Raw genomic sequence first — 20,554 nt, 5'->3', positions numbered from 1 at the left:
GGCTCGCAAATTTGACCCCGTATCGGCGTTCAATTTTGACCCCTTCGCGCGGCGTGGTTTGAGGGTAGCGCTCGACTCGTCGGAGCTGGCCGGGATTGCGGAGACGAGACGAGCGCGGGTGGCGTGATCGTCGTCGCGGCTTTTGAAGCGCCAGCTGTCGTTACCGGTTTCGACGATGTCGCAGTGGTGGGTCAACCGGTCGAGCAGCGCGGTGGTCATCTTGGCGTCGCCGAACACGCTGGGCCATTCGCCGAAGGCGAGATTGGTGGTGACGATGACGGAAGCACGCTCGTAGAGCCGGCTGACGAGATGGAACAGCAACTGGCCGCCGGATTGGGCAAAGGGCAGATATCCGAGTTCGTCGAGCACGATGAAGTCCATCCGGGTCAGATGTTCGGCAAGCCGGCCCTGACGTCCGTTACGGGTCTCGATCTCGAGGCGATTGACGAGGTCGACCACGTTGTAGAAGCGACCGCGGGCGCCGGATCGGATGCAGCTTCTGGCGATTGCGATGGCCAGGTGGGTTTTGCCTGTGCCGGTGCCGCCGACGAGCACGACGTTGCGCTGCTGGGCGATGAAGCCGCCGCCGGCGAGATCATTGACGAGCGTCTGATTGATCGGCGTGCCTTCGAACTGGAAGTCATCGAGATCCTTGGCCAATGGCAGCTTGGCGATGGTGAGCTGGTACTTGATCGACCGCGCCTGCTTCTCGTTGATCTCGGCGCTGAGCAGGTCGCCGACGATGTGCTGAGGTTCGTGCTGGCGCTTGACGGCCGTCGCCATGATCTCGTCGAAGGCAGCCCTCATTCCGTAGAGTTTGAGCTCACCCATGAGGTCGAAGATTTGGGTTCGTTCCATCAGATGGTCCTCCGGAGGTTGTCGTAACGGGCGCAATCGGCGATCGGCGCATGGCGGAGCGTCAGTGCCGCCGGCGTCATAATGTTGGCCGGTGCAGCGGGTTCGCGTTGGCGAGCCAGGATGTTGAGAACGACGTCAGCGGAATGAACGCCATGAGCGATCGCCTCGGCGCAGGCGGCTTCGACCGCCGACAAACCGTCCGTCAGCACCGCATTGAGGATGTCGACCATCTGTCGATTGCCGTCGTCGGTGCTGGCGAGCCTGCGCCGGATCCGTTCGATCGCGGCCGGCAACACCCAGTCCTTGAAGGGTGCGCCGTTACGTAAGGCCCCGGGTTTGCGCGCGAGCACCGGCACGTAGTGCCAGGGATTGTAGGTCGTCTCGCCGCGTCCGAACGATCGCGGATGCTCCGCAACGATGCGCCCGTCCTGACGGATCACGATGCGATCGGCATAGGCTTGAACTTCGACCGGGCGCCCGACGGCGCTGGCAGCGACCGAGTATTTGTTGTTGTCGAAGCGCACCAGGCAGGTCTTCGAGACCGATGCCGGCACCGCGTGGAATCCGTCGAACCGGCCAGCATAGGGAACGAGCTTGGGCCGCTCGGCTTCGAACACCTCCCAGACCGTCTGTTCGGCCAGTTCTGGATGTCGGTGCGCCTTGGCGTAGGCGATGCACTTATCCAGAAGCCACGCGTTCAACTCGTCCAGGGTTTTGAACCGCAGCCGTGGCGTGAAGAACCGTTCCCGGACCAGCCCGACCTGGTTCTCGACCTGACCCTTCTCCCAGCCCGACGCCGGCGTGCAGGCGACCGGATCGATCAGATAGTGGCTGCACATCTGCAGGAAGCGGCGATTGTAGCGGCGATCCTTGCCGACGAAGATCGTCTCTACCGCCGTCTTCATGTTGTCGTAGATGCCGCGGCTGCAGGTACCCTTGAACAGTGCGAACGCCCGGTCGTGGGCGTCGAATACCATCTCCTGCGTCTCCCGCGGATAGGCCCGCACGAACAGCATGCGGCTGTGGCACAGCCGGACATGAGCGACCTTCACGATCGCCGTCACGCCGTTGAGGAGAACGATCTCATGGCTCCAGTCGAACTGGTAGGCTTCGCCCGCCGCAAAGCTCAACGGAACATAGGCCGCCGCGGTCGATTGCCCGCGCTCCTTGCTCCAACGCCTGGCGTAACGCCGTACGGCATCGTAGCCGCCGTCATAGCCGCGTCCGCGCAACTCTTCGAAGATCCGGATCAGCGTCAGCTGTTCGCGAGCCGATTTGGCCGCGTTCGCCGCCAGCAGTTCATCAAGCTCCGCCGCCCAACGCCCGAGTTTGGGGCGCGGCTGGATCGAACGCTCATACTCGAACAAGGTCTTGCCCGACCTCAGCACCTTCCGGACCGTGTTCCGCGACACCTTCAGGTCACGGGCGATCTCCTTGATCGTCTTGCCCTTGATGAAGTGTTCGCGCCGTATCCGTGCAATCGTCTCCACGATCAGCATCCCCGACCACCTGCTTCATGACAAAGCAGGCAGCGCAACAGCCAACCTGTAGGGGGTCAATTTTGGACGCCGATCCCCCGGCTTACGGGGTCAATTTTGCATGCCGAATGACAGCAGGCGCCGATACGACGAGGCCGCTGCCGACCGTGGCAACGGTCGCAATTATCATCAGCTTCTTCTTCATGCCGCTATCCTCTCACCAAAACAAACATCAAATCCGGTGCATAACGCGTTCTATTTTACGTTGGTTGCAATGCGCTCGGCTTGGACACTTCCTTCTCAGATTTATGGTTTATTCTCTCCTACGTCATGCATTACCGGCCCGTCGGGAATGGCCAGCACTGCAAATCTAAGTGAGTCAAGGTAGCGCAAACAAAAGCCGGCAGTGCCTAGGGCCCGGACTCATAACCAATAGCTGACGGTTGCGGCGATGCAGACGGCAGCCATGAAGTTGACGGCAAGACGGTCATAGCGGGTTGCGACACGCCGGAAGTCTTTGAGACGGCAGAACATGCGCTCGATGGCATTGCGATCGCGGTAGAGCACGGGCGAGAAGCAGTTTTTCCATTTGCGATTGGCCTTGGGCGGGATGTTCGGCATCGTGCCGCGTTGCTCGACCTGCTGGCGGATGGCATCGCTGTCGTAGCCCTTGTCGCCGTGCAGGATCGCGGAACGTGGCATCTCTTCGAGCAGAACCGCTCCAGCGGTACAATCGGCTATCTGCCCCCCGGTCAGCAAGAACGCGACGGGACGACACTCCACGTCGGTCAGCGCGTGGATTTTCGTCGTGCGCCCGCCGCGCGATCGGCCGATGGCCTGCTGATGTTCCCCCCTTTGCCGCCAGATGCGCATCGATGCGCCTTCACGGCCGAGCTATCGATCAGGACCTGCGCAGGAGGTCCACCAGCCGTTGCGAGTGCGTGGAATATGTCTACCCATACGCCCTTCGCTGCCCAGCAGACGAAACGATTGTAGAGTGTTTTGCGCGGACCATAGACCTCCGGCGCATCGATCCAGCGCCCACCGGACTTCAGAACCTGGATAATGCCGCTGATGACCCGCCGATCATCGACCCGCGGCTTGCCGCGCGTATCGTTAGGCAGAAGCGGCTTGAGAAGAGCGAACTGATCCTTCGTTAGCCAAAAACAATCGCGACTCATGGAGCGCCTCCTATCGGAGACCGTGAATCACAAACTCAGCGCCGAAAGAATCATTTTTATGGGTCCCGACCCTAATGGGCGCTGACGGCTTCCTTGGCATTTCGCGGTGGTTACGGCGCGACCTGGATCAGTGACGCGATCCCGGAAAAGCGGGGTCAGAGTGATCCAAGTCCATGCCGGAGGGCACGGTCCTATCGCGAACCACAATCGGCTGACAGCTCAAGCCGAGTACCTCGCTTGTCCGGTCCAGTCGATGCGTGACGCCGGGCGTGCACGGCTTTTCCGGGCCCAGCGAGGCCACGCCGCACTGCTTGATTGATTTATCGCACGTGATCGTGGTGCCGCCGCTCGTGTTGCATTGGACATTATCCACGTTCTCGACGAACGAGCCTGGCGGCCGGCTGGATTCGCATCCCTTCTTGAATTCGTCTTTGCTGTCGGCGTGCGCAGGCTGCGCGAGGGGACCCGCAAGAATCGCTAGTGCTCCGGCTATCAGCATTATCGAGCTACGCATCTTAGTCTCCTGGGAGGGAATAACGTCGGAAAAGTGGGGTTCGAAATAAGCACGTCGTCAACGTCCTCCCCACAACCTAGAAGTGAGACAAAAGTTTCATCCATTTGCCGGGCTACAGCGGGGCAACTGCAATCTCAATGCGCAGCTCTGATTACGCAAGAGGCGATCGTCATCTGGCTTCTGGTTATCGTCTTCACAAGCCGAAGCCCAGATGGCCCTTTCAATAAAGCTTGCAATTCTCTTTACCCCGTTTGGAACGTCACCAACCGGGAAACGTTTACGGCCGCCCCTTTGTGCCCAGGAAGCGGGAACATGAAGAAATATCAAGCTTATCTAATCGGCGATGATGGCCGCATTGCCGGTTTTGACAAAATGATCTGTCGCAACGATGCTGAAGCGCTCCGGAAGGCTAGGCATTTCGCTGGCGATAGCAAGCTCGAGGTTTGGACTGGCCCGCGGCTTGTGACGGCGGTTCCTAGCGGTGGCGGCACGAGTGCGACGCCGCTACCTAAAGGCATTGCGCCGATTCCGACTGGAATTCGTCCGATCCGACCCGCTCCAGCGGTCTACGATTAACACGCCCGGACTTTTACCTAGATCGAAGCTCTCGACTTGATCCATGGGCGGCCGGCGCCGGAACTCAACGACCTGATTCTCCCTCGGACGCATCACCAAGACCATGAAGAAACTCACCGCTGCGCAAATCCGCCGCCGTATGTATGAGCTTTGGCAAAAGGCCGGCTTCCCTTTAGGGAGGGACGATGAGTTCTACCTTCAGGCCGAAGAGGAATTGCTCGGCGAAGAAAAGGAACGGCTCGTCGTAGAACGAAAGGCAAGCCCATGAATGACGAATGCACCATCTGCCGCGCTATCGGCTGGGTCTGTGAGCGCCATCCCTACAGGCCGTATGATTATGAGATAGGCTGCGCGTGCGGCTACAGGGCGCCGTGCGAGTGCAACGATAGCGATCCTCCGGATACAAGCCACGTAACGGTCATCATAGAAGAAACGACGCACTAGGCGCTTTGCATGCCAATTACTCGATTGCGCTCTACACCTGATTGCGACACAGGTGATGAGAGACAAGCAGTATGAGCACGATAGAAAGCATCTGCGCCGATCTCGGAATAACAATAGCCCAGTGCCAAGCCTACTGGTCCGTTGCGCACCAAGGCTGGTCAGACGCTTCGCCGAATGATCCTCGAGCACGGCGAAGGACATGTGATCATCACGCTGCGCACCATTGTGGAATCGTCTGAAAATGAACGCGCGCTGACGGCGGCCGAAATTCAGGGCGTCAGTGACATCGTCCTTGCGCATCCGTCTTGGTCTGACCACGGACTGGCGTGGATCGAAGCCTTCGACAATATCGATTTGATCGAGCTCGCCAAGATGGCGAAGGCAAACCTAAAGGCTGTCCCGAAGCGTGAGGCCATGGCGGCGATGCTGTACGAACGGCTGGCGCCGCTCTTTGATCCGCCGCGGAAGCCACGCAAGCACACCAAAGCGGGCTCCCAGGCAGGCACATCAAGAGCCCTCTTGAGTGGAACGTGAGAAGCTAGTCTCTTGCTTGGAAGCCAAGCAGCTGCGCGCGGGATCACTGTTTGCCGGTATGGAGCAAATGGCTATCGTCGCATCGACAAGCGTTGCAAGTGCGTGAATCTAGTGAGCTCAGGCTTAAGGTATCCGCGCTAAAGCAATTCATAAACCATCGGCAGCGGTGACGTTTGGTTCACTATGGACGTTAAGCCTTCGGATGGGTTGTCGTGCGAATTTCGGATGGGTTGTCGTGCGAATAATGCGCCATGATCGAAGATGAACTTCGACAGGGAGCGCGGCGGTCAGTTCATTCTGGCCAACTCGGGATCAGCATGGCAGCGAAGAAATCTCAAAAGAAAATCAGCGGTCGGACAACGACCGCGGCTGCCGCTGCTAATTCGATCTCTGCCACATTCTTCGGCAGCAATATGGGCTTCATGGCGATAAGCACAGGCTCAATCCTGCTTTGCCTTTTCGCCGCCAAGCAGTTGATTTGAGGCTGGAGCGGAACGAAAAAGATTGGGAGCGTTATTCCTTATGGTTCAGGAAACTCCCTCACAGCGACCGACACACTCGGATCGTCCCCAGGAAGCCGAGATCGTCTCCAAGTCGAGATTGAGAAGCCCGTTCCTAATGGGTGGGCTCGTGGGCTGCGCTCTGGTGGTGCTGGCATACGTGCTGTTTTGAAGTCATAGATATGGGCTAAAGGAACTTAGCCCCTTAGTCGCGCGGCTTTTCACTAGGTCGAGCGAAAGCCGACGCCACGTGCATCATCTTTCCCGGCACTCTCGTGCGTAGCGAGTGATCCTATCCGTCGATCGTTCCAACAGGAGTTCGACAAGTGGCAATTGGCACTGTGAAGTGGTTCAACGGGCAGAAGGGCTACGGTTCATCGAGCCCGAGAGCGGCGGCAAGGATGTCTTCGTGCACATCTCGGCAGTCGAGCGGGCAGGCCTGAGCTCGCTCAGTGAAGGCGACAAAGTGAGCCACGAGGTCGTCCAAAACCGCGGCAAGGAAAGCGCCGAGACCTACGCGTCGGCTGATCATTGACCCGGTGAGCTGAGCCGGATTTATGCTCGCTCGCGATGTGGATGGCCCGCAGCAATGCTCCGGGCCATTTGCTTTTTCTGGTGCCGATGCCGTCAGCGATCCTCACCAGTCCTAAGCTGCAATCGCGCGCTCCACGGAACGTAGACGGAAAGGTTTTCCACCCGGTGGATCGCGAGGGGAGTAATCGAGCTCACGTAATGCCTCGAGGATTTCGTCGATCCTGACCGGGAGCTTCTCCCGAGGACCCCATCGTAAAGAGGGGCAAGATCTGATTGCCGAGACATCGGAAGCCCACGACGCGAGGATGGCGCGCTTCTCAGCGATCGATAGAGAGGGATCAGCCACGATGTTTTTCGGATGATCGAAAGCCTTTCGAGGATGAAGAAGCCCATTGAGATTAAGAACATTGTCATAGGCGGTCGTCGGCCGCATGGTTGCCTCCATTCTTAGACGAGTACTGGTGCCGCGCGCTGTGATGCGCGCGGCACCTCTAAACAATGACAAGATTTAGGCCGCATTGGCCTGGATATTGTGCACATTTGCGTTGGCTGGTGGTGCGGGCCTAATGGCGATCCCTGGTTTTCGATCATTGGAAAAAAATTGTGGCTGATCCATCTCTGGACCAGGACACTTATCGAAGGTCGCACCCTTTACCTGAACGTAATCAGCCAAGCTGAATTGCCGTTTGAACTGGCGAGTGGAGATGCCGCGATACAGGTACTCTCGCTTTGTTTGTTCGACCTTGGTGCCTTCGAAGGTGACAACGTTCTGCTCGGCGGTGATGGAAATCTCTTCAGGCGAGAAGCCGGTAGGAACTGCCTGTCGCTTTCGGCGTTACAGGGGTGATGGAAACGGAACCTCATCAAAAGACACGGCCGCCTGCCGTGGCCCAACATCCGGGCACGCTCTTGCGCGAGCAGGTGTTGCCGGGTTTGCATTTGTCTATCAGTCAGGCAGCGCGAGACCTTGGCGTCGCTCGTCAAACTCTCCACCGCATTCTTGCCGGAGAAGCTGCCATCACCCCGGCGATGGCGGCGCGCTTGGAACAGCTTTGCGGCGTATCTTCTGTCTTTTGGCTGCGCTGCCAGAATCGTCACGATCTGCAACGCGCGAGGAAGGAACTTGACGCTGTCTTAAGGCACATCCCGCTGCATCCTCTCTCCGAGACAATCGTCAAGAAGATCGGAGCTTATGATGGACGTTAAGACAAAACTGATAGATCGGGCCCGGACGGGTGTACCTGGACTTGATGATGTCTTAGGGGGCGGCCTCACCACCGGGCATGTATTTTTGCTCGAGGGGAACCCCGGAACAGGCAAAACGACTATTGCGCTCCGCTTTCTTCTGGAAGGTGCGGCGGCGGGCGAGCGGTGCCTCTACATCACTCTTTCGGAGACCGAGCACGAGCTGCGAAACGGTGCCGCTTCGCATGGCTGGACCGTCGATGGCAATATCGAGGTGTTCGAGCTCGCCCCGGCTGAGAGCTTGCTCGATGCGGACCAGCAGCAGACTCTGCTTTACTCCTCCGACCTCGAACTCGGCGAGACCACGACGTCTCTTCTTAGAGAGTTTGAGCGCGTAAAACCAGGCCGTGTCGTTTTGGATAGTCTGTCAGAAATTCGGTCGTTGGCACAAAGCTCTCTGCGTTATCGACGGCAGATTCTCGCCCTTAAGCATTACTTCTCGCGGCATGGCACGACCGTCCTGTTGCTCGATGATCGAACCACCGAAGCGTCAGACAAAACGGCGCACAGCGTCGTACATGGCGTCATCCTGCTTGAGGAACTAACGCCGAACTACGGCGCCGAGCGACGCCGCCTTCGAGTTTCCAAATACCGCGGACAGACGTTCCGTGGCGGTTACCATGATTTTGTGATCAGGAAGGGCGGCGTCACTGTCTTCCCCAGGTTAGTGGCGTCCGAACATCGGACGGGCTTCGTGCGGCGCCAGATCAAGAGCGACGTTCCGGAGCTCGATGCCCTTCTTGGCGGGGGCATCGAGCAAGGATCGAGCATTTTGATATTAGGCCCCGCCGGCACGGGAAAGAGCACCTTTGGACTCCAATTTGTGACTGCCGCGTGCCAGCGCGGTGAAAAAGCAGCGATATTCATCTTTGACGAAGAGCTTACTCTACTGTTCGAGCGAGCGAAGGTTATGGGGTTCGCGCTGGAGGAACTACGCGACGCGGGCCTGCTTCATATTGAGCAGCTCGATACCGCGGAATTGTCGCCGGGCGAGTTCGCTCAGCGGGTGCGTGACCGGGTTGACCAGGCGCAAGCAAAAACAGTCTTAATCGACAGCCTCAATGGGTATCGGGCGGCGATGCCGGAGGAAAATTCGCTCGTCCTGCATATCCATGAATTGATCCAATACCTGAACCGGCAGGGGGCGAACACGTTTCTAACCGTGGCGCAACACGGGCTCGTCGGCGATATGAAAGCGCCGGTCGATGTCACCTACCTTGCCGATACCGTCATCCTGCTGCGCTATTTCGAGGCATCGGGAAGGGTGCGCCGCGCGGTGTCGATCATAAAAAAGAGGACCGGAAGACACGAGGAGACGATCAGAGAATTCCATATTAGCGTGAGCGGCCTCAGATTGGGCGAGCCTCTTGATCAATTTCAAGGAATTCTCCGGGGTGTCCCGACATTTGTCGGAGGGGGGCCGCTTCTATCCAAACCAGCTGCGGGTGATGGTCATTCCTAATTCGGCTACCACCAGAGCGGTGATCTTTGCCCCGTACGGCCGGGACGCAACGATCGTGCGTACTCTCTTGGAAGGGGCTGGAATCCGTTCGATTGTTTGTGCACATCCGCTGGAGTTCGAGAGCAGTCTGGATGAGGACGCCTGCTTCGCCCTGGTCACGGAGGAAGCTTTGCGGCTCACCGATCTGCACGGAATCCGGACGCGCCTTTCAGCGCAGCCGGCCTGGTCGGACTTGCCGTTCATCATTTTGACCCAGCGCAATCCCGCATCAGAACCTAGCTCCGATGCAACGGTGCTCTATGAGATCGCCACCAATGTCACGCTCCTGGAGCGGCCATTCCGGCCCGCGACATTTGTTAGCGTCGCCCGGACGGCATTCAAAGGCCGCCGGCGGCAGTTCCAGGCGCGTAATCTCATCGAGGAACTCCACGAGGGCGAGGAGCGTCTGCGCACCGCCCTTCTCGCAGGCCATCTCGGCACGTGGGAACTGGATGCGACCGATCGGAAGCTGACCGCGTCGGCAGCCTTTAAGGCAATTTTCGGCTGCGTTTCGAACGATACTTTCTCCTACGAAGACCTGCTCAACAGCATCCACGATGACGATCGGGAGCGCATAAGAGAGATTCTGCGTATCACGGCCGAGACGGGTGCCGATTGTGCCGTCGAGTTCCGAAATGTATGGCCGGACGGCAGCATTTATTGGGCTGAATTCAGAGCACGCCTGGTACGCGACAGGGAGGGCCGCCATCCACGTCTGGTCGGGGTAGCGTCAGACATCACCCACCGAAAGTCAAACCAGGAACACATGACCAAGCTCAACGAGATGCTTGAGGAACGTGTCGCCGCGAGGACCGCCGAATTGAGGGAGGCGCACGCCACCGTGCTTTCTGAAATCGCCCAAAGAGAGCGGGCGGAAGAGCAACTCCGGCAGGCCCAAAAGATGGAAATGATCGGCCAACTGACTGGCGGGGTTGCTCACGATTTCAACAACCTTCTGATGGCGGTGCTGGGCAACCTCGATTTGCTACGCAAGCACATACCAGATGACCCAAGGACCGCGCGTCTCATCAAGGGCGCATTGCAGGGAGCGCAACGGGGAGCGGCGCTGACTCAACGTCTGCTCGCCTTCGCCCGGCGGCAGGACCTAAAGGTTGAACCAAAAAATTTAGTAGATCTCGTCCGTGGGGCTGCCGATTTGATTGAGCGCTCAGCCGGTGCTCACATTGAACTGCGTTACAATCTTCCCCCAGATCTTCCGCTAGCTTTGGTGGACGCCAATCAGATCGAGCTCGCTGTACTGAATCTGGTTGTCAACGCCCGCGATGCCATGCCTGACGGTGGTGTCCTGTCGATCGCGGTTGATCATGTAAAAGTTCCGAAAACCACCGACCTTCCAGCAGGGCATTACGTGCGCTTAGTCGTGGGCGACACTGGACATGGAATGGATGCTGATACGATAGAGAAGGCGACGGAGCCGTTTTTCTCGACGAAAGGGGTTGGAAAAGGCACAGGTTTAGGGCTCTCGATGGTCCATGGATTGGCGTTACAGCTCAATGGTGCGCTACGGCTGACGAGCGAGGTCGGCGTCGGCACCAAAGCGGAGTTGTGGCTGCCGGTCACCACCCTGATCGCTGCTGAAGAGAAACCGACAGAGCCCGGGTCGGATGGAGAGGCGGCGGAGAAGATAACCATTCTTGTCGTTGACGACGACGCTCTCATCGCCATGAGCACCGTCGATATGCTTGAAGATCTTGGTCACGAGGTCATTGAAGCTAATTCAGGCGACCGCGCGCTGGAAATTCTCCGACAAAACCGAACCATTGACCTCCTTGTGACGGATTATTCGATGCCACGGATGAATGGCGCGCAGCTCGCCGCTGCCGCTCGGCAAATTCGCCCTGAGCTTCCCGTGCTATTAGCGACCGGATACGCGGAGCTGCCGACAGGGTCAGTTAACGACTTGCCGAAGATTGGCAAACCCTATCAGCAGGATCAGCTTTCAACGGAAATCAAGAGGGTGATGAAACAGAGTGCTGAGTCGCAGAGCCTCCCGTGCACGAGCTGAAAGCTCAAGAGTTAACACCGTTCTCCTCTCAGTCAGCTCTTCGAGGAACCCGTCGATCCACCTCACAGTAAGATCTCTATCGCAACCGGAACGAATACCTATACAGGCGCATCAGTAACTCAATCCCGAGCCAGCTCGGCTCGTTCAAAGTTTTTCCTCCACCATCTTCCATAGTGTTCAGTCGAGCATTCGACCCCGCGGCGTAGGCTCACTGGCGGCACAAGAACATTGATACACTGAAGCCGCTGAGTACCCCCTGCCGTTCACATTCCTAACCGCGGTCTTCAGATCTACAGCGATTGCGCCGGCCGCAACGGGCCATCACCATTAAGGCAACAACGCCGGCCCGCCGAACCCGTTAAATTGCCCAACCGCTCCGTGAGCTCTGCATGAGCGGGCAACTCATAAGACGGGACGCATTTCGGATGCGCACTGGACCGATCCAGCGTTTAGACGCTCGACCTTTGAGTTCAAAATTGAAAGCGGGAGTGTCAGCGTATTTGACGGTCCAAGCGTCCGAAAACGCACAGTTGTTGCCCGTCAGCCAAGCCATCACATTGTTCGACTAAACACCTAAGTACGAATTTTTTTAGATGTGCTGCTGTGGGCTCTTGGAACATTGACAGTAACCGACTGGACATGCGCTTATTGGTAGAATTACCCGAGCAAGAGCGCACGCGCTCTGGAACTCTTCTGCTGATCCGCATTATTGCGGCGCGGAATTGGAAGCGCTGGTAAACCATGATGCAACAAGACATACGACGACATCCGATCGCCTACTCTGGTCAGAAGCCGACCGTGTGGCGGCGTTGGAAAGTTTCGCCATCCTGGATACGCCACGCGAGGAGGAGTTCGACGATATTGTCCGCCTTGCGGCCGAGATATTCGGTACCCCCGTCGCTCTTGTGAATTTGATTGCCCCAGACCGTCAATGGTTCAAGGCCGAGTGTGGGATAGGCACGCGCGAACTTCCTTTGGATGTCTCGAGCGCCTACGCCATTTTGCAGAATGACCTTCTAGTAGTGCCCGATACGAGCAGCGATCCCCGGTTCGCCAGTAATCCCCTCATGGCGGTCCACGATGGATTGCGCTTTTACGCGGGTGCTCTGCTACGCACCACCCAGGCACTCCCCATCGGGACGGTCTGCGTTCTCGACCGAAATCCTAGACCGGATGGGATCACGCGCCGTCAACGGCTCGTGCTCGACTTGCTAGCGCGGCAGGTGATGACCCAGCTCGAACTACGCAAGACGTCGGCAGAGCAGAAAGCGCGCGCCCAAGATTTGAGGATCGAGGTCCAGCAGCGGCTGGATGCTGAGATCGCGTTGCGCGATGTCGAGGAACGCCTGCGTCTCTCCAACCGCGCGACCAACGATGCGATCTGGGATTGGGATATTTCCACCGACCACGTGGTCTGGAATGAGGCTCTCGAAACGGCCTACGGGCACGCCCCGGACAGTGTGACGCCCACCGGGGAGTGGTGGATCACACATATCCATCCCGCTGACCGCGAACGCATCGTTCAGAGCATCCATGCCGCGTTGGACGGCTCGGCAAAGAGCTGGGAGGATGAGTATCGTTTTCTCCGCGCCGATGCAGGTTATGCCAGCGTCCTGGATCGCGGGCACATCATCCGCAATGAAGATGGCCTTGCCATACGCATGATCGGGGCGATGCTGGATCTCACCGAGCGCAAGCGCACTCGGGCAGAGCTCGCCGTCAATGAAGAACGCCTTCGTTTAGCGACTCAGGCAGCCGAGGTAGGCTTCTGGGAGGTTGACGTTATCCATGACGTCCCCATCTGCCCTCCCATCGTCAAACAGATGTTCGGCATCTCGCCGCGGGCACCCGCCTCCATGATCGATTTCTACAATGGGCTTCACCCCGACGACCGGGCCAGGATATTCGAAGCATTTGCCGGCGCCTGCGATCCTGGGAGGCGCGCGTTATACGATGTCGAGTATCGGACCATAGGCAAAGAGGACGGCCTGATTCGGTGGGTTGCAGCCAAGGGCCGTGGCATTTTCGATTCAAATGGCGCGTGCATCCGTGTCGTTGGCACCGCGATCGATGTAACCGGAAGAAAACGCGCCGAAGCCGAATTGTGCGCGCTCAACGAAAATCTCGAACGGCGCGTCGGGGAAGTGATCGCGGAGCGCGAGCAAGCCGAAGATGCCTTGCGGCAAGCCCAGAAGATGGAAGCGGTTGGACAACTTACCGGGGGCATCGCGCACGACTTTAATAACATGCTCGCCGTCGTCATGGGCTCTCTGGAAATACTAGGCAGGCAAGTGGGGACGTCCGATACGCGCGCAGCCCGTTATATTGAATTGGCGAAAGAGGGTGCGCAGCGTGCAGCAACGCTGACCCAGCGATTATTGGCCTTTTCCCGCCAGCAGCCCCTCAATCCTGAAGCTCTGGACCTAAACAAGCTTGTACCTGGTATGTCCGAACTTCTGCGCCATTCTTTGGGGACAGACATTCACTACGAAACCGTACTCGCTGCCGGGCTCTGGCGAGCGCATGTCGATCGCAATCAGCTTGAAAGCGCGATTCTCAACCTGGCCGTCAACGCGCGCGATGCGATGGCCGAAAGGGGAAGTCTCACCATCGAGACACAAAATATGCATGTCGATGAGCGCGACGTTGCCGCGAACTGTGGAGTTCCCGCCGGGGAGTATGTGACAATAGCTGTGTCCGACACGGGAGGGGGCATGCCTCCCGAGGTCATCGCCAAAGCCTTCGATCCGTTCTTCACGACAAAGGCTGTCGGTAAAGGGACTGGGCTGGGGCTGAGCCAGGTGTATGGCTTCGTGAAGCAGTCCGGTGGGCACGTGAAGATTTATTCCGAACGTGGCCAGGGCACGACGATCAAAATCTACCTGCCTCGTTTCTTGGGCGCGACAGACAACCGCAGCGACAGACTGTTAGCCGTTCCACCTCTTGGAAAAGCCCATGAGGTCATTCTCGTTGTTGAGGACGAGGCCGCCGTGCGCCAACTTAGCGTCGATGCATTGATGGAAATGGGGTATGACGTGCTGGAGGCTGATGGCGGCGTGGCGGCGTTGCGCGTCTTAGACGCTCACCCGGAAATCGCGCTGCTTTTTACCGATATTGTGATGCCTGACATGAATGGTCGAAGGCTGGCCGATGAAGTGCGTAAGCGTCGTCCTGCCATTAAGGTCCTCTATACAACCGGCTACACCCGCAATGCCATTATGCATAATGGTGTAGTCGATCCGGCCGTTGAGCTCATCGGCAAGCCGTTCACCCTCGACCAGTTGGCGGCAAAGGTTCGGGAGGTTTTGGAGTGCTGACATGAAGTGGAGCGCAGCGCGAACAGGCTATCGCCGACTTCGACCACGATGTGATCGGTGGCGGCGAGCTTCAGCCATGCCCGCTTGTCGCGCTCAGACCTTGCCTGCTCCGCGTAGAAACGAGCGAGCATTCGGCCGCCATTGCACAGTATTATCTGACGTTCTGGTCAGACATCCATTTGGGATTCCCCGCGCCGCATTCTGTCACCGCGTTTGGAAGATTGTTGGAGGGCTTGCGATGTTTTGCAGACCGGCATAGGCGCCCGGTTCGGTGAAGCTCTCTCAATTCTCTCGCTAACTGGCGAAGGTTCGCTCTTGCCGCGACGACAGAGAGCTTGCGCTCTCTACTGAGAGCGTTGGCCGCATGCGGGGATTTGGTCGTCGGTCATGTCGGCCGCCGGGGTTCTGGCGACGCGAGCAATCTTTCCACGCGCGAAGTCGCTTCGAGGTTGCTCAAGCGGTGCAGAAAGAGGACCCGATACGCTTCGGAGTGCGACTAGTAAGAAAGGTTTCGTACCGAGGATCGGTGCCACTACCGCCAGAGGCCTGTGCCTATCGCAAATCAAATCCGGGCATATTGATGGTGCAGTCCGCCCAGGATCGGAAGACAGAGAATGCGTCCGGCTGTCTCGGCGGCGCGTGATTTCGGCGCGTCCTTGTTCAAGGACAAATGGGTGCGTGTGCCGTTGTAATAGCTCATACTCGAGAGCAGCACGTGACGCAGATGGCGTTCGCCAAACACCACGATATGATCAAGGCATTCCCTGCGGATCGATCCGATCAGCCGTTCGGCGTATGCATTTTGCCACGGTGAGCGAGGAGACGTCGGGCGGTCGCGAATACCGATGGACCGAACCCGACGCATGAATATTTCGCCATATGCGCCATCGCGGTCCCGGATCAGGTAACGAGGGGCCTGCTCCCAGCCACACGCCTCCGTCAGTTGGTTGGCGATCCATTCGGCCGTCGGATGCGCGGTCACCCAAACCACAGAATCTGCCGCCGGCCATGGCTCATGATCAGCAACCCATAGAGCAGTCGGAACGAGATTGTCGGCACCACGAACAGGTACATCGCGGCGATCCCGTCAGCATGGTTGCGAAGGAATATCCTCCAACCCTGCGACGGCGGGGCCCTCCTCCGCGCCATATACTTGGCCACACTGGTCTGGCCGATCTCGATACCAACCTTGAGAAGCTCACCATGGATTCCCGGCGCTCCCCACAACGGGTTGGCGAGGCTCATCTCGCGGATCAGCCGGCGAATTTCTAACGGCACAGTCGGTCGTCCGCAACGGCGTCGCGATTTCCAGCGCCAATACGATCTGAAACCGGCACGATGCCAACGGATCACAGTTTCCGGTCGGACAATCGCCAGGGCATCATAGATCTTAGGAAATAATCGGCAGACACCTCCCAATATCAGTCTGTCGATCAAGATGAAGATCGGTCTCCTGGAACGGGTTCGCCGCAGCACATTGATTTGTTGCCGCAAGACCAGAATTTCTGCCTCAAGCACAACGCGCGACCGCAGCTGGTCGATCACTATTCCAAAGATCAGTCTGCACAAATCCAACGTCGAGCAGCAGCATCGCCCGATTCTCGATCAACTGCCAGCAGGATTGGATTTACGGTAGGGACAAGAGGCCCGTTCGTTCCTAAGAATTTATGAGAGTCACTTTTTTCCTGCATGGCTAGTCGACAAGACCGCCAATCGGGTTGCTAATATCTGCCTCACCGCTCCCGCTACTCTTCTCGGGGCGAGGAACTGAACAAGCCGGCGTTCCGTGAAGATCGTTGGCTGTCCGCGGGGATCAGGTTGTTCGCGTAGGACCCGCTCTCCCGCGCGAGCATCGTCGAGAAATCGATGAGGACGGACGCGCTATGGTCGTTGCCATTGCCTTTTCCGGTATCAGCCCCAATCGCGTAGCGATGCGAGGGGTTGTATTCCTGCCAAAGATGAAGGCCCGCTTTCTCGCCCGACGGCTGAGCGCACTGCGCGATAAGCCGCTCGATCGTCGCGCGGTCGAAGAACGGGGAACCGGCCGCGACTGGATCGAGAAGCATTTCGACCTCGTAGACGCGCCTGCCTCCGGCGTTCAGCTCGCGCCGCTTCCCTTCAAGCGATATCTTGCGTTTGCCCGGGTCCGCGATATCGGCATTGACGGCGGCAGCGTCAGCATCGGTTTTGACGTATTTGTCGGGCCAGGCCGGGTCTCCCTGCCGGTTCACGACGGGGATGAAGCGCCCTCGTCCTCCCGATCCATTCACGGCTTTGCGCACGTATCCCATGACTCCCGCTTCGAGTATGAGATTTCCGAGAGTAAGCGACACCCCGTGCCCGGCCATGCCGCCTTTTGCCTCGTCGAGAAGCCGGATGATCTTCTCGGTGAGGGCTGGACTGTCCGCAGTCACGGCGTTTTCGAGGTCGTACCTGAGGATCAAGTCAGGGCGATGCTCCTGGTAGAGGCGCCCGCGCATCGGCGTAAGGGCCATATGCGCCTCAACGCGGATGCGGTCGTTCGTCACGAGGTTCGAAACCCGCTTGAGCGTGGCCTGGTCCTTTGCGCGCGCCTGGTGGTAGAGCTGCCCGAAGTCGGAGATTAGCAGGTCGTTGGTCCGTGATCGCGTCGGAGCCTATTTCCTATTCGCTGTCGCGTTTGAACATAGGCCCCGCTCCGTGTTTCTAACAAACTTGGCTGAAAAAATCCGGGTCGGTTGAGTATGAACGCTCACCGCTATCGGTACGGGATTATCAGACTTAGGAGACTAGGAGGGGCAAACCCATTGGCCGATCCTGTGCGACGGAGGCGATCGCTACCAATTATATAGTCACCCTGGGCCATGGCAACAGGCGCCACGCGTTGTTCGAATGATCGTACCCAGGGCATCTCCTCGCCGCGCGAACGCACCCGACAGATGTTGACATTCGTACTGCCCATATTCGTGCAGAAAGGACTGGCATTCTTGGGCGAAGCGAGCATTGCTGTGACGTGAGGTGGCCCCTCGGATCGGCCCCGCAGCGCAACATCGCTGACGGGGCCTTGGATGGTGCGACGCTGATGTCGCATCAATTTCGGAGGGTCCCATGCAGAAGTCATCCCGCAAACGTAAGCCACCATCGAACCGCCGCGGACGCGGTAAGGCCCTCACCACAACGAAGGCAGCAAAAACAGCACCTCGTTCTGTGAGAGAGCCGACGAAACGACGTCCAACGCTTCCTTCAAGTCCGGCTGTAGGGGGCAGTGTATTCAGCGCAGGTGCTGAAGCAAACAAACGGCCGAACAAGCAAACAAAACTGCTTGATCTTTTGAGGCGCCCGGCTGGTGCGACCATTGCCGCGCTCTCAAACGCCTCCGGTTGGCAGCAGCATTCCGTGCGAGGATTTTTGGCCGGCGTTGTCCGCAAGAAGCTCGGGCTCGAGTTGGTCTCAATCGTTGAAGCAGATCAGCGCATCTACCGCATCGTTGCAGCGAAGCAGGCCTGACGATGGCTAAGGCCGCGAAGAACGAGCTCGCGCGTTGTCACGATCTCGGTGGTCGGCGACCGCAGTCTCGTGGTCGTCGCTCAAGCTGGTCCGCGCTGGCGCATCTTCCGAAGCATCTGCAGACAGCCATCGTAAGCTATCGGCGACAGGTCGATCAGTCGGACGATCTTGATCCGACGGTTCGCCAGTTCCTTGATCGGATCGGCGAGAAAGAGACGTCCGATTCCGTCATGGCCAAGCTCGTGGCCTTCGACCGAGGACAGGTCGAGTTGAAGGCCGGCACCATCCTGTCGCGCGAATGGAACGGCATCACCCAGCGGGCGATCGTCGTTGAGGATGGCTTCCTGTGGGAGGGGACACTGTACGACAGCCTCTCAGCCATCGCCTTCGCCATCACCGGTACCCGCTGGAGCGGGCCCCGCTTCTTTGGCCTACGGGATAACACGGTCGGTAAGGAGGACGGGCCGTGAGGGCGGGAAAAGCGGTGGCCCGAGAGATCGTCCGGTGCGCGATCTATACCCGGGTCTCGACCGACAATTCAACTCGCTGGATGCTCAGTATGAGGCTTCCAGTGCCTATATCAAAAGCCAGGCCCATGCCGGTTGGGTGCAGGTCAAGACCCGTTATGACGATGGCGGTTTCTCCGGAGGATCAACCGACCGACCGGCACTGCAGAGCCTGCTGGAGGATATCCGGGCCCGCAAGATCGATGTCATTGTGGTCTACAAGGTCGATCGTCTGACCCGCTCGCTCGCCGACTTCGCCAAACTGGTCGAGCTGTTCGATGCCCATCGGGTGTCGTTTGTCTCGGTGACCCAGCAGTTCAATACCACAACGTCCATGGGACGCCTGACCCTCAACGTTCTCCTGTCCTTTGCCCAGTTCGAACGGGAGGTCACCTCGGAGCGCATCCGGGACAAGGTGGCAGCCTCCAAGAAGAAGGGCATCTGGGTCGGAGGTCCCCTCCCCCTCGGCTACGCCATGGAAAATGGCAAGGTGGCCGTCGTCCCCGAAGAAGCCGAACGGGTCCGTCACATCTTCACCCGCTATCTCGAGCTTGGCAGTGTCCGTGCCTTGATGCGAGACCTCAAGGACCGCAACGTCGTCAGCAGACGGCGCGTTCTCAAGACCGGCGTAACCCGGGGCGGAGTTGCATTCGGCTGTGGCGCCTTATTCCATCTGCTGCGCAACCGCTTCTACATTGGCGAGGTCAACTACAAGGGGCAAATCTATCCGGGCGAGCAGCCCCCGATCCTGGATCGGGATCTGTTCGATCGTGTCCAGACCATGCTCTCGGACCAGCGCAGTCATCAGACCAGAACCCGGACCTCCTTCAGCCATCTCCTGACTGGTCTGATGTTTGACGACGCCGGCCATCGCATGGCGCCGACCCAGGCCCAGAAGAAGGGCCGGCACTACAGCTACTATGTCTCGCGACCGCTTCTGTTCGGGAATGCAGCGACCGCCCCAGTTGGTTCGGTCTCTCGGGTGCCAGCCCCTGACATCGATGACCAGGTCCGCAAGGTTGTCCTGGAGCCGCGAAACAAAAGCACGGGCACGATCGACAACACCTACGCCTCCTTGCTGATCGAACGGATCGAGGTTCAGCAAAATCGTCTCGTCGTGCAGCTGAAGCAGGATCCGGACAATCCCGCCGAAGACGACCACTCCACCATCGTCATCCCCTGGACCAAGCCACCCTCCAAACGAGCGCGGTCCATCCTACGCCCGACCTCCGCAAAACTTCCGCTCCGCCCGATGAAGCTGGAGCAACGCGCTACGCTGGTCGCAGCGATTGCCCGCGGCCGGCGCTGGCTTGATGAACTCATTACGGATTCGGCGACAGATGCCCAAGCAATCGCAACGCGCGAGCGATGCAGCCTGCGACACGTCAACATGACACTGTCGTTGGCCTTCCTCTCTCCCGCACTCACCAAGGCTGCCGTTGAAGGTCGGTTACCTCGTGGCATCGGTCTCGAACAGCTGCGCGAGCTCCCGCTTGAATGGGATCGTCAGTTCGAAGCGCTAGGTCTCGATCCGATCTGACCAGCGACACCGCGCTCTTGATTTTTCGCCATTTCGATGTCGCGAAAGAAGCACTTCCGGCCTCCCCGAGAAAGCAGGCTTTCGCACAGATGGGCAGACCCGTCGCGGTTCAAACCCGCAATAAAAGTAGCATGATGCCGGCTATGTCCCTTTGAACCGATTGGTTGCAGCGGCCGAACTGACCCAGTCAGCGAACCCGTCTCTGCTGCTCGGCCAGGAACGGGAATTTTCGATGCAGAGACAAAGCGCACTTTGGCAAGATTTTTGAGACCAGAGACGCGCGCTGAGACTGAACGGATCGCCAAAACCCCGCA

General features: G+C 58.5%; 17 protein-coding genes and 3 pseudogenes. 11 read left to right on the top strand and 9 right to left on the bottom strand.

Translation table 11 applies throughout. The features are described from left to right. The 4 genes from istB to NB311A_RS08145 all read right to left on the bottom strand — a co-directional run. A partial coding sequence (istB, locus tag NB311A_RS08165) for an IS21-like element helper ATPase IstB (RefSeq protein ID WP_009797880.1) occupies positions 1-858 on the bottom strand: 858 nt, incomplete at its 3' end. Next, positions 858-2,357: an IS21 family transposase gene (gene istA / locus NB311A_RS08160; protein WP_009796680.1), complete on the bottom strand. Its 1,500-nt coding sequence runs from the start codon at positions 2,355-2,357 to the stop codon at positions 858-860. The genes istA and istB, both read right to left, overlap by 1 nt. 402 nt (positions 2,358-2,759) lie before the next feature. Further along, a protein-coding gene (locus NB311A_RS20350) for an IS5 family transposase (protein ID WP_371256483.1) occupies positions 2,760-3,517 on the bottom strand; the annotation gives its coding sequence in 2 pieces (ribosomal slippage) (positions 2,760-3,188 and positions 3,191-3,517; 756 coding nt in all). 127 nt (positions 3,518-3,644) lie between these two features. Beyond that, positions 3,645-4,031: a hypothetical protein gene (locus tag NB311A_RS08145; protein WP_131522895.1), complete on the bottom strand. Its 387-nt coding sequence runs from the start codon at positions 4,029-4,031 to the stop codon at positions 3,645-3,647. A gap of 679 nt (positions 4,032-4,710) precedes the next feature. Here NB311A_RS08145 and NB311A_RS20345 point away from each other — a divergent pair. From NB311A_RS20345 to NB311A_RS08125, 4 genes and pseudogenes are all read left to right on the top strand, one after another. Beyond that, positions 4,711-4,875, top strand: coding sequence for a DUF2934 domain-containing protein (locus NB311A_RS20345; RefSeq protein WP_009798036.1), 165 nt, complete (start codon positions 4,711-4,713; stop codon positions 4,873-4,875). Between the two features lie 377 nt (positions 4,876-5,252). Further along, positions 5,253-5,585 (top strand): hypothetical protein, encoded by a 333-nt coding sequence (locus tag NB311A_RS08135; protein WP_131522894.1) that lies wholly within the window; start codon positions 5,253-5,255, stop codon positions 5,583-5,585. A gap of 251 nt (positions 5,586-5,836) precedes the next feature. Further along, positions 5,837-6,067 (top strand): hypothetical protein, encoded by a 231-nt coding sequence (locus NB311A_RS08130; RefSeq protein WP_009798034.1) that lies wholly within the window; start codon positions 5,837-5,839, stop codon positions 6,065-6,067. A gap of 344 nt (positions 6,068-6,411) precedes the next feature. Beyond that, a pseudogene (locus NB311A_RS08125) lies at positions 6,412-6,613 on the top strand (cold-shock protein). A gap of 118 nt (positions 6,614-6,731) precedes the next feature. Here the strand turns inward: NB311A_RS08125 and NB311A_RS22545 are convergent. Further along, positions 6,732-7,052, bottom strand: a complete 321-nt coding sequence (locus tag NB311A_RS22545) for a hypothetical protein (RefSeq protein WP_009798032.1) — start codon at positions 7,050-7,052, stop codon at positions 6,732-6,734. A gap of 75 nt (positions 7,053-7,127) precedes the next feature. After that, positions 7,128-7,427, bottom strand: a pseudogene (locus NB311A_RS23130) (Hsp20 family protein); the annotation flags it as partial. 38 nt (positions 7,428-7,465) lie between these two features. Here NB311A_RS23130 and NB311A_RS08115 point away from each other — a divergent pair. From NB311A_RS08115 to NB311A_RS08100, 4 genes are all read left to right on the top strand, one after another. Continuing rightward, on the top strand, positions 7,466-7,825 hold the full coding sequence (locus NB311A_RS08115; RefSeq protein ID WP_009798030.1) for a HigA family addiction module antitoxin: 360 nt from the start codon (positions 7,466-7,468) through the stop codon (positions 7,823-7,825). Further along, on the top strand, positions 7,812-9,326 hold the full coding sequence (locus tag NB311A_RS08110) for an ATPase domain-containing protein (RefSeq protein ID WP_009798029.1): 1,515 nt from the start codon (positions 7,812-7,814) through the stop codon (positions 9,324-9,326). Before NB311A_RS08115 ends, NB311A_RS08110 begins: the two co-directional genes overlap by 14 nt. Continuing rightward, complete coding sequence (locus NB311A_RS08105; protein WP_245256965.1) at positions 9,232-11,391, top strand: hybrid sensor histidine kinase/response regulator; 2,160 nt, start codon at positions 9,232-9,234, stop codon at positions 11,389-11,391. Before NB311A_RS08110 ends, NB311A_RS08105 begins: the two co-directional genes overlap by 95 nt. A gap of 722 nt (positions 11,392-12,113) precedes the next feature. Continuing rightward, a complete protein-coding gene (locus NB311A_RS08100; RefSeq protein ID WP_207382361.1) occupies positions 12,114-14,708 on the top strand; it encodes a PAS domain-containing protein in 2,595 nt (864 codons plus the stop codon). Between the two features lie 562 nt (positions 14,709-15,270). On the opposite strand, the gene NB311A_RS22275 is transcribed toward NB311A_RS08100, so the two are convergent. From NB311A_RS22275 to NB311A_RS22265, 3 genes are all read right to left on the bottom strand, one after another. Next, positions 15,271-15,573 carry an integrase core domain-containing protein gene (locus NB311A_RS22275; RefSeq protein ID WP_207382360.1) on the bottom strand — a complete coding sequence of 101 codons (303 nt, stop codon included), beginning with the start codon at positions 15,571-15,573 and terminating at the stop codon, positions 15,271-15,273. A gap of 113 nt (positions 15,574-15,686) precedes the next feature. Beyond that, positions 15,687-15,953: a hypothetical protein gene (locus tag NB311A_RS22270; RefSeq protein ID WP_207382359.1), complete on the bottom strand. Its 267-nt coding sequence runs from the start codon at positions 15,951-15,953 to the stop codon at positions 15,687-15,689. 500 nt (positions 15,954-16,453) lie between these two features. Further along, positions 16,454-17,236, bottom strand: a complete 783-nt coding sequence (locus NB311A_RS22265) for a hypothetical protein (RefSeq protein ID WP_009798024.1) — start codon at positions 17,234-17,236, stop codon at positions 16,454-16,456. A 559-nt stretch (positions 17,237-17,795) separates the two neighbouring features. Here NB311A_RS22265 and NB311A_RS20325 point away from each other — a divergent pair. The 3 genes and pseudogenes from NB311A_RS20325 to NB311A_RS08080 all read left to right on the top strand — a co-directional run bounded on the left by NB311A_RS20325 (position 17,796) and on the right by NB311A_RS08080 (position 20,240). Beyond that, positions 17,796-18,194 (top strand): DUF3489 domain-containing protein, encoded by a 399-nt coding sequence (locus NB311A_RS20325; RefSeq protein WP_083780361.1) that lies wholly within the window; start codon positions 17,796-17,798, stop codon positions 18,192-18,194. A 2-nt stretch (positions 18,195-18,196) separates the two neighbouring features. Beyond that, on the top strand, positions 18,197-18,664 hold the full coding sequence (locus tag NB311A_RS08085) for a DUF2924 domain-containing protein (RefSeq protein ID WP_009796920.1): 468 nt from the start codon (positions 18,197-18,199) through the stop codon (positions 18,662-18,664). Beyond that, positions 18,661-20,240: pseudogene (locus tag NB311A_RS08080) on the top strand (recombinase family protein). The gene NB311A_RS08085 and the pseudogene NB311A_RS08080 overlap by 4 nt, the downstream one beginning before the upstream one ends. The last annotated feature ends 314 nt before the right edge of the window (positions 20,241-20,554 follow it).

Origin of the sequence: Nitrobacter sp. Nb-311A, assembly GCF_000152905.1 — a bacterium.
GTDB lineage: Bacteria > Pseudomonadota > Alphaproteobacteria > Rhizobiales > Xanthobacteraceae > Nitrobacter.
Note: the sequence above shows the minus strand (reverse complement) of the source record. Positions and strands in the feature narration are given on the sequence as shown.

Excerpts from the sequence above, each read along its gene's own strand:
- istA (WP_009796680.1), bottom strand. The coding sequence starts at position 2,357 with ATGCTGATCGTGGAGACGATTGCACGGATACGGCGCGAACACTTCATC.
- NB311A_RS08145 (WP_131522895.1), bottom strand. The coding sequence starts at position 4,031 with ATGCGTAGCTCGATAATGCTGATAGCCGGAGCACTAGCGATTCTTGCG.
- NB311A_RS20345 (WP_009798036.1), top strand. The coding sequence starts at position 4,711 with ATGAAGAAACTCACCGCTGCGCAAATCCGCCGCCGTATGTATGAGCTT.
- NB311A_RS08130 (WP_009798034.1), top strand. The coding sequence starts at position 5,837 with ATGATCGAAGATGAACTTCGACAGGGAGCGCGGCGGTCAGTTCATTCT.
- NB311A_RS22545 (WP_009798032.1), bottom strand. The coding sequence starts at position 7,052 with ATGCGGCCGACGACCGCCTATGACAATGTTCTTAATCTCAATGGGCTT.
- NB311A_RS08115 (WP_009798030.1), top strand. The coding sequence starts at position 7,466 with ATGGAAACGGAACCTCATCAAAAGACACGGCCGCCTGCCGTGGCCCAA.
- NB311A_RS08110 (WP_009798029.1), top strand. The coding sequence starts at position 7,812 with ATGATGGACGTTAAGACAAAACTGATAGATCGGGCCCGGACGGGTGTA.
- NB311A_RS22275 (WP_207382360.1), bottom strand. The coding sequence starts at position 15,573 with ATGCGTCGGGTTCGGTCCATCGGTATTCGCGACCGCCCGACGTCTCCT.
- NB311A_RS22270 (WP_207382359.1), bottom strand. The coding sequence starts at position 15,953 with ATGAGCCTCGCCAACCCGTTGTGGGGAGCGCCGGGAATCCATGGTGAG.
- NB311A_RS20325 (WP_083780361.1), top strand. The coding sequence starts at position 17,796 with ATGCAGAAGTCATCCCGCAAACGTAAGCCACCATCGAACCGCCGCGGA.
- NB311A_RS08085 (WP_009796920.1), top strand. The coding sequence starts at position 18,197 with ATGGCTAAGGCCGCGAAGAACGAGCTCGCGCGTTGTCACGATCTCGGT.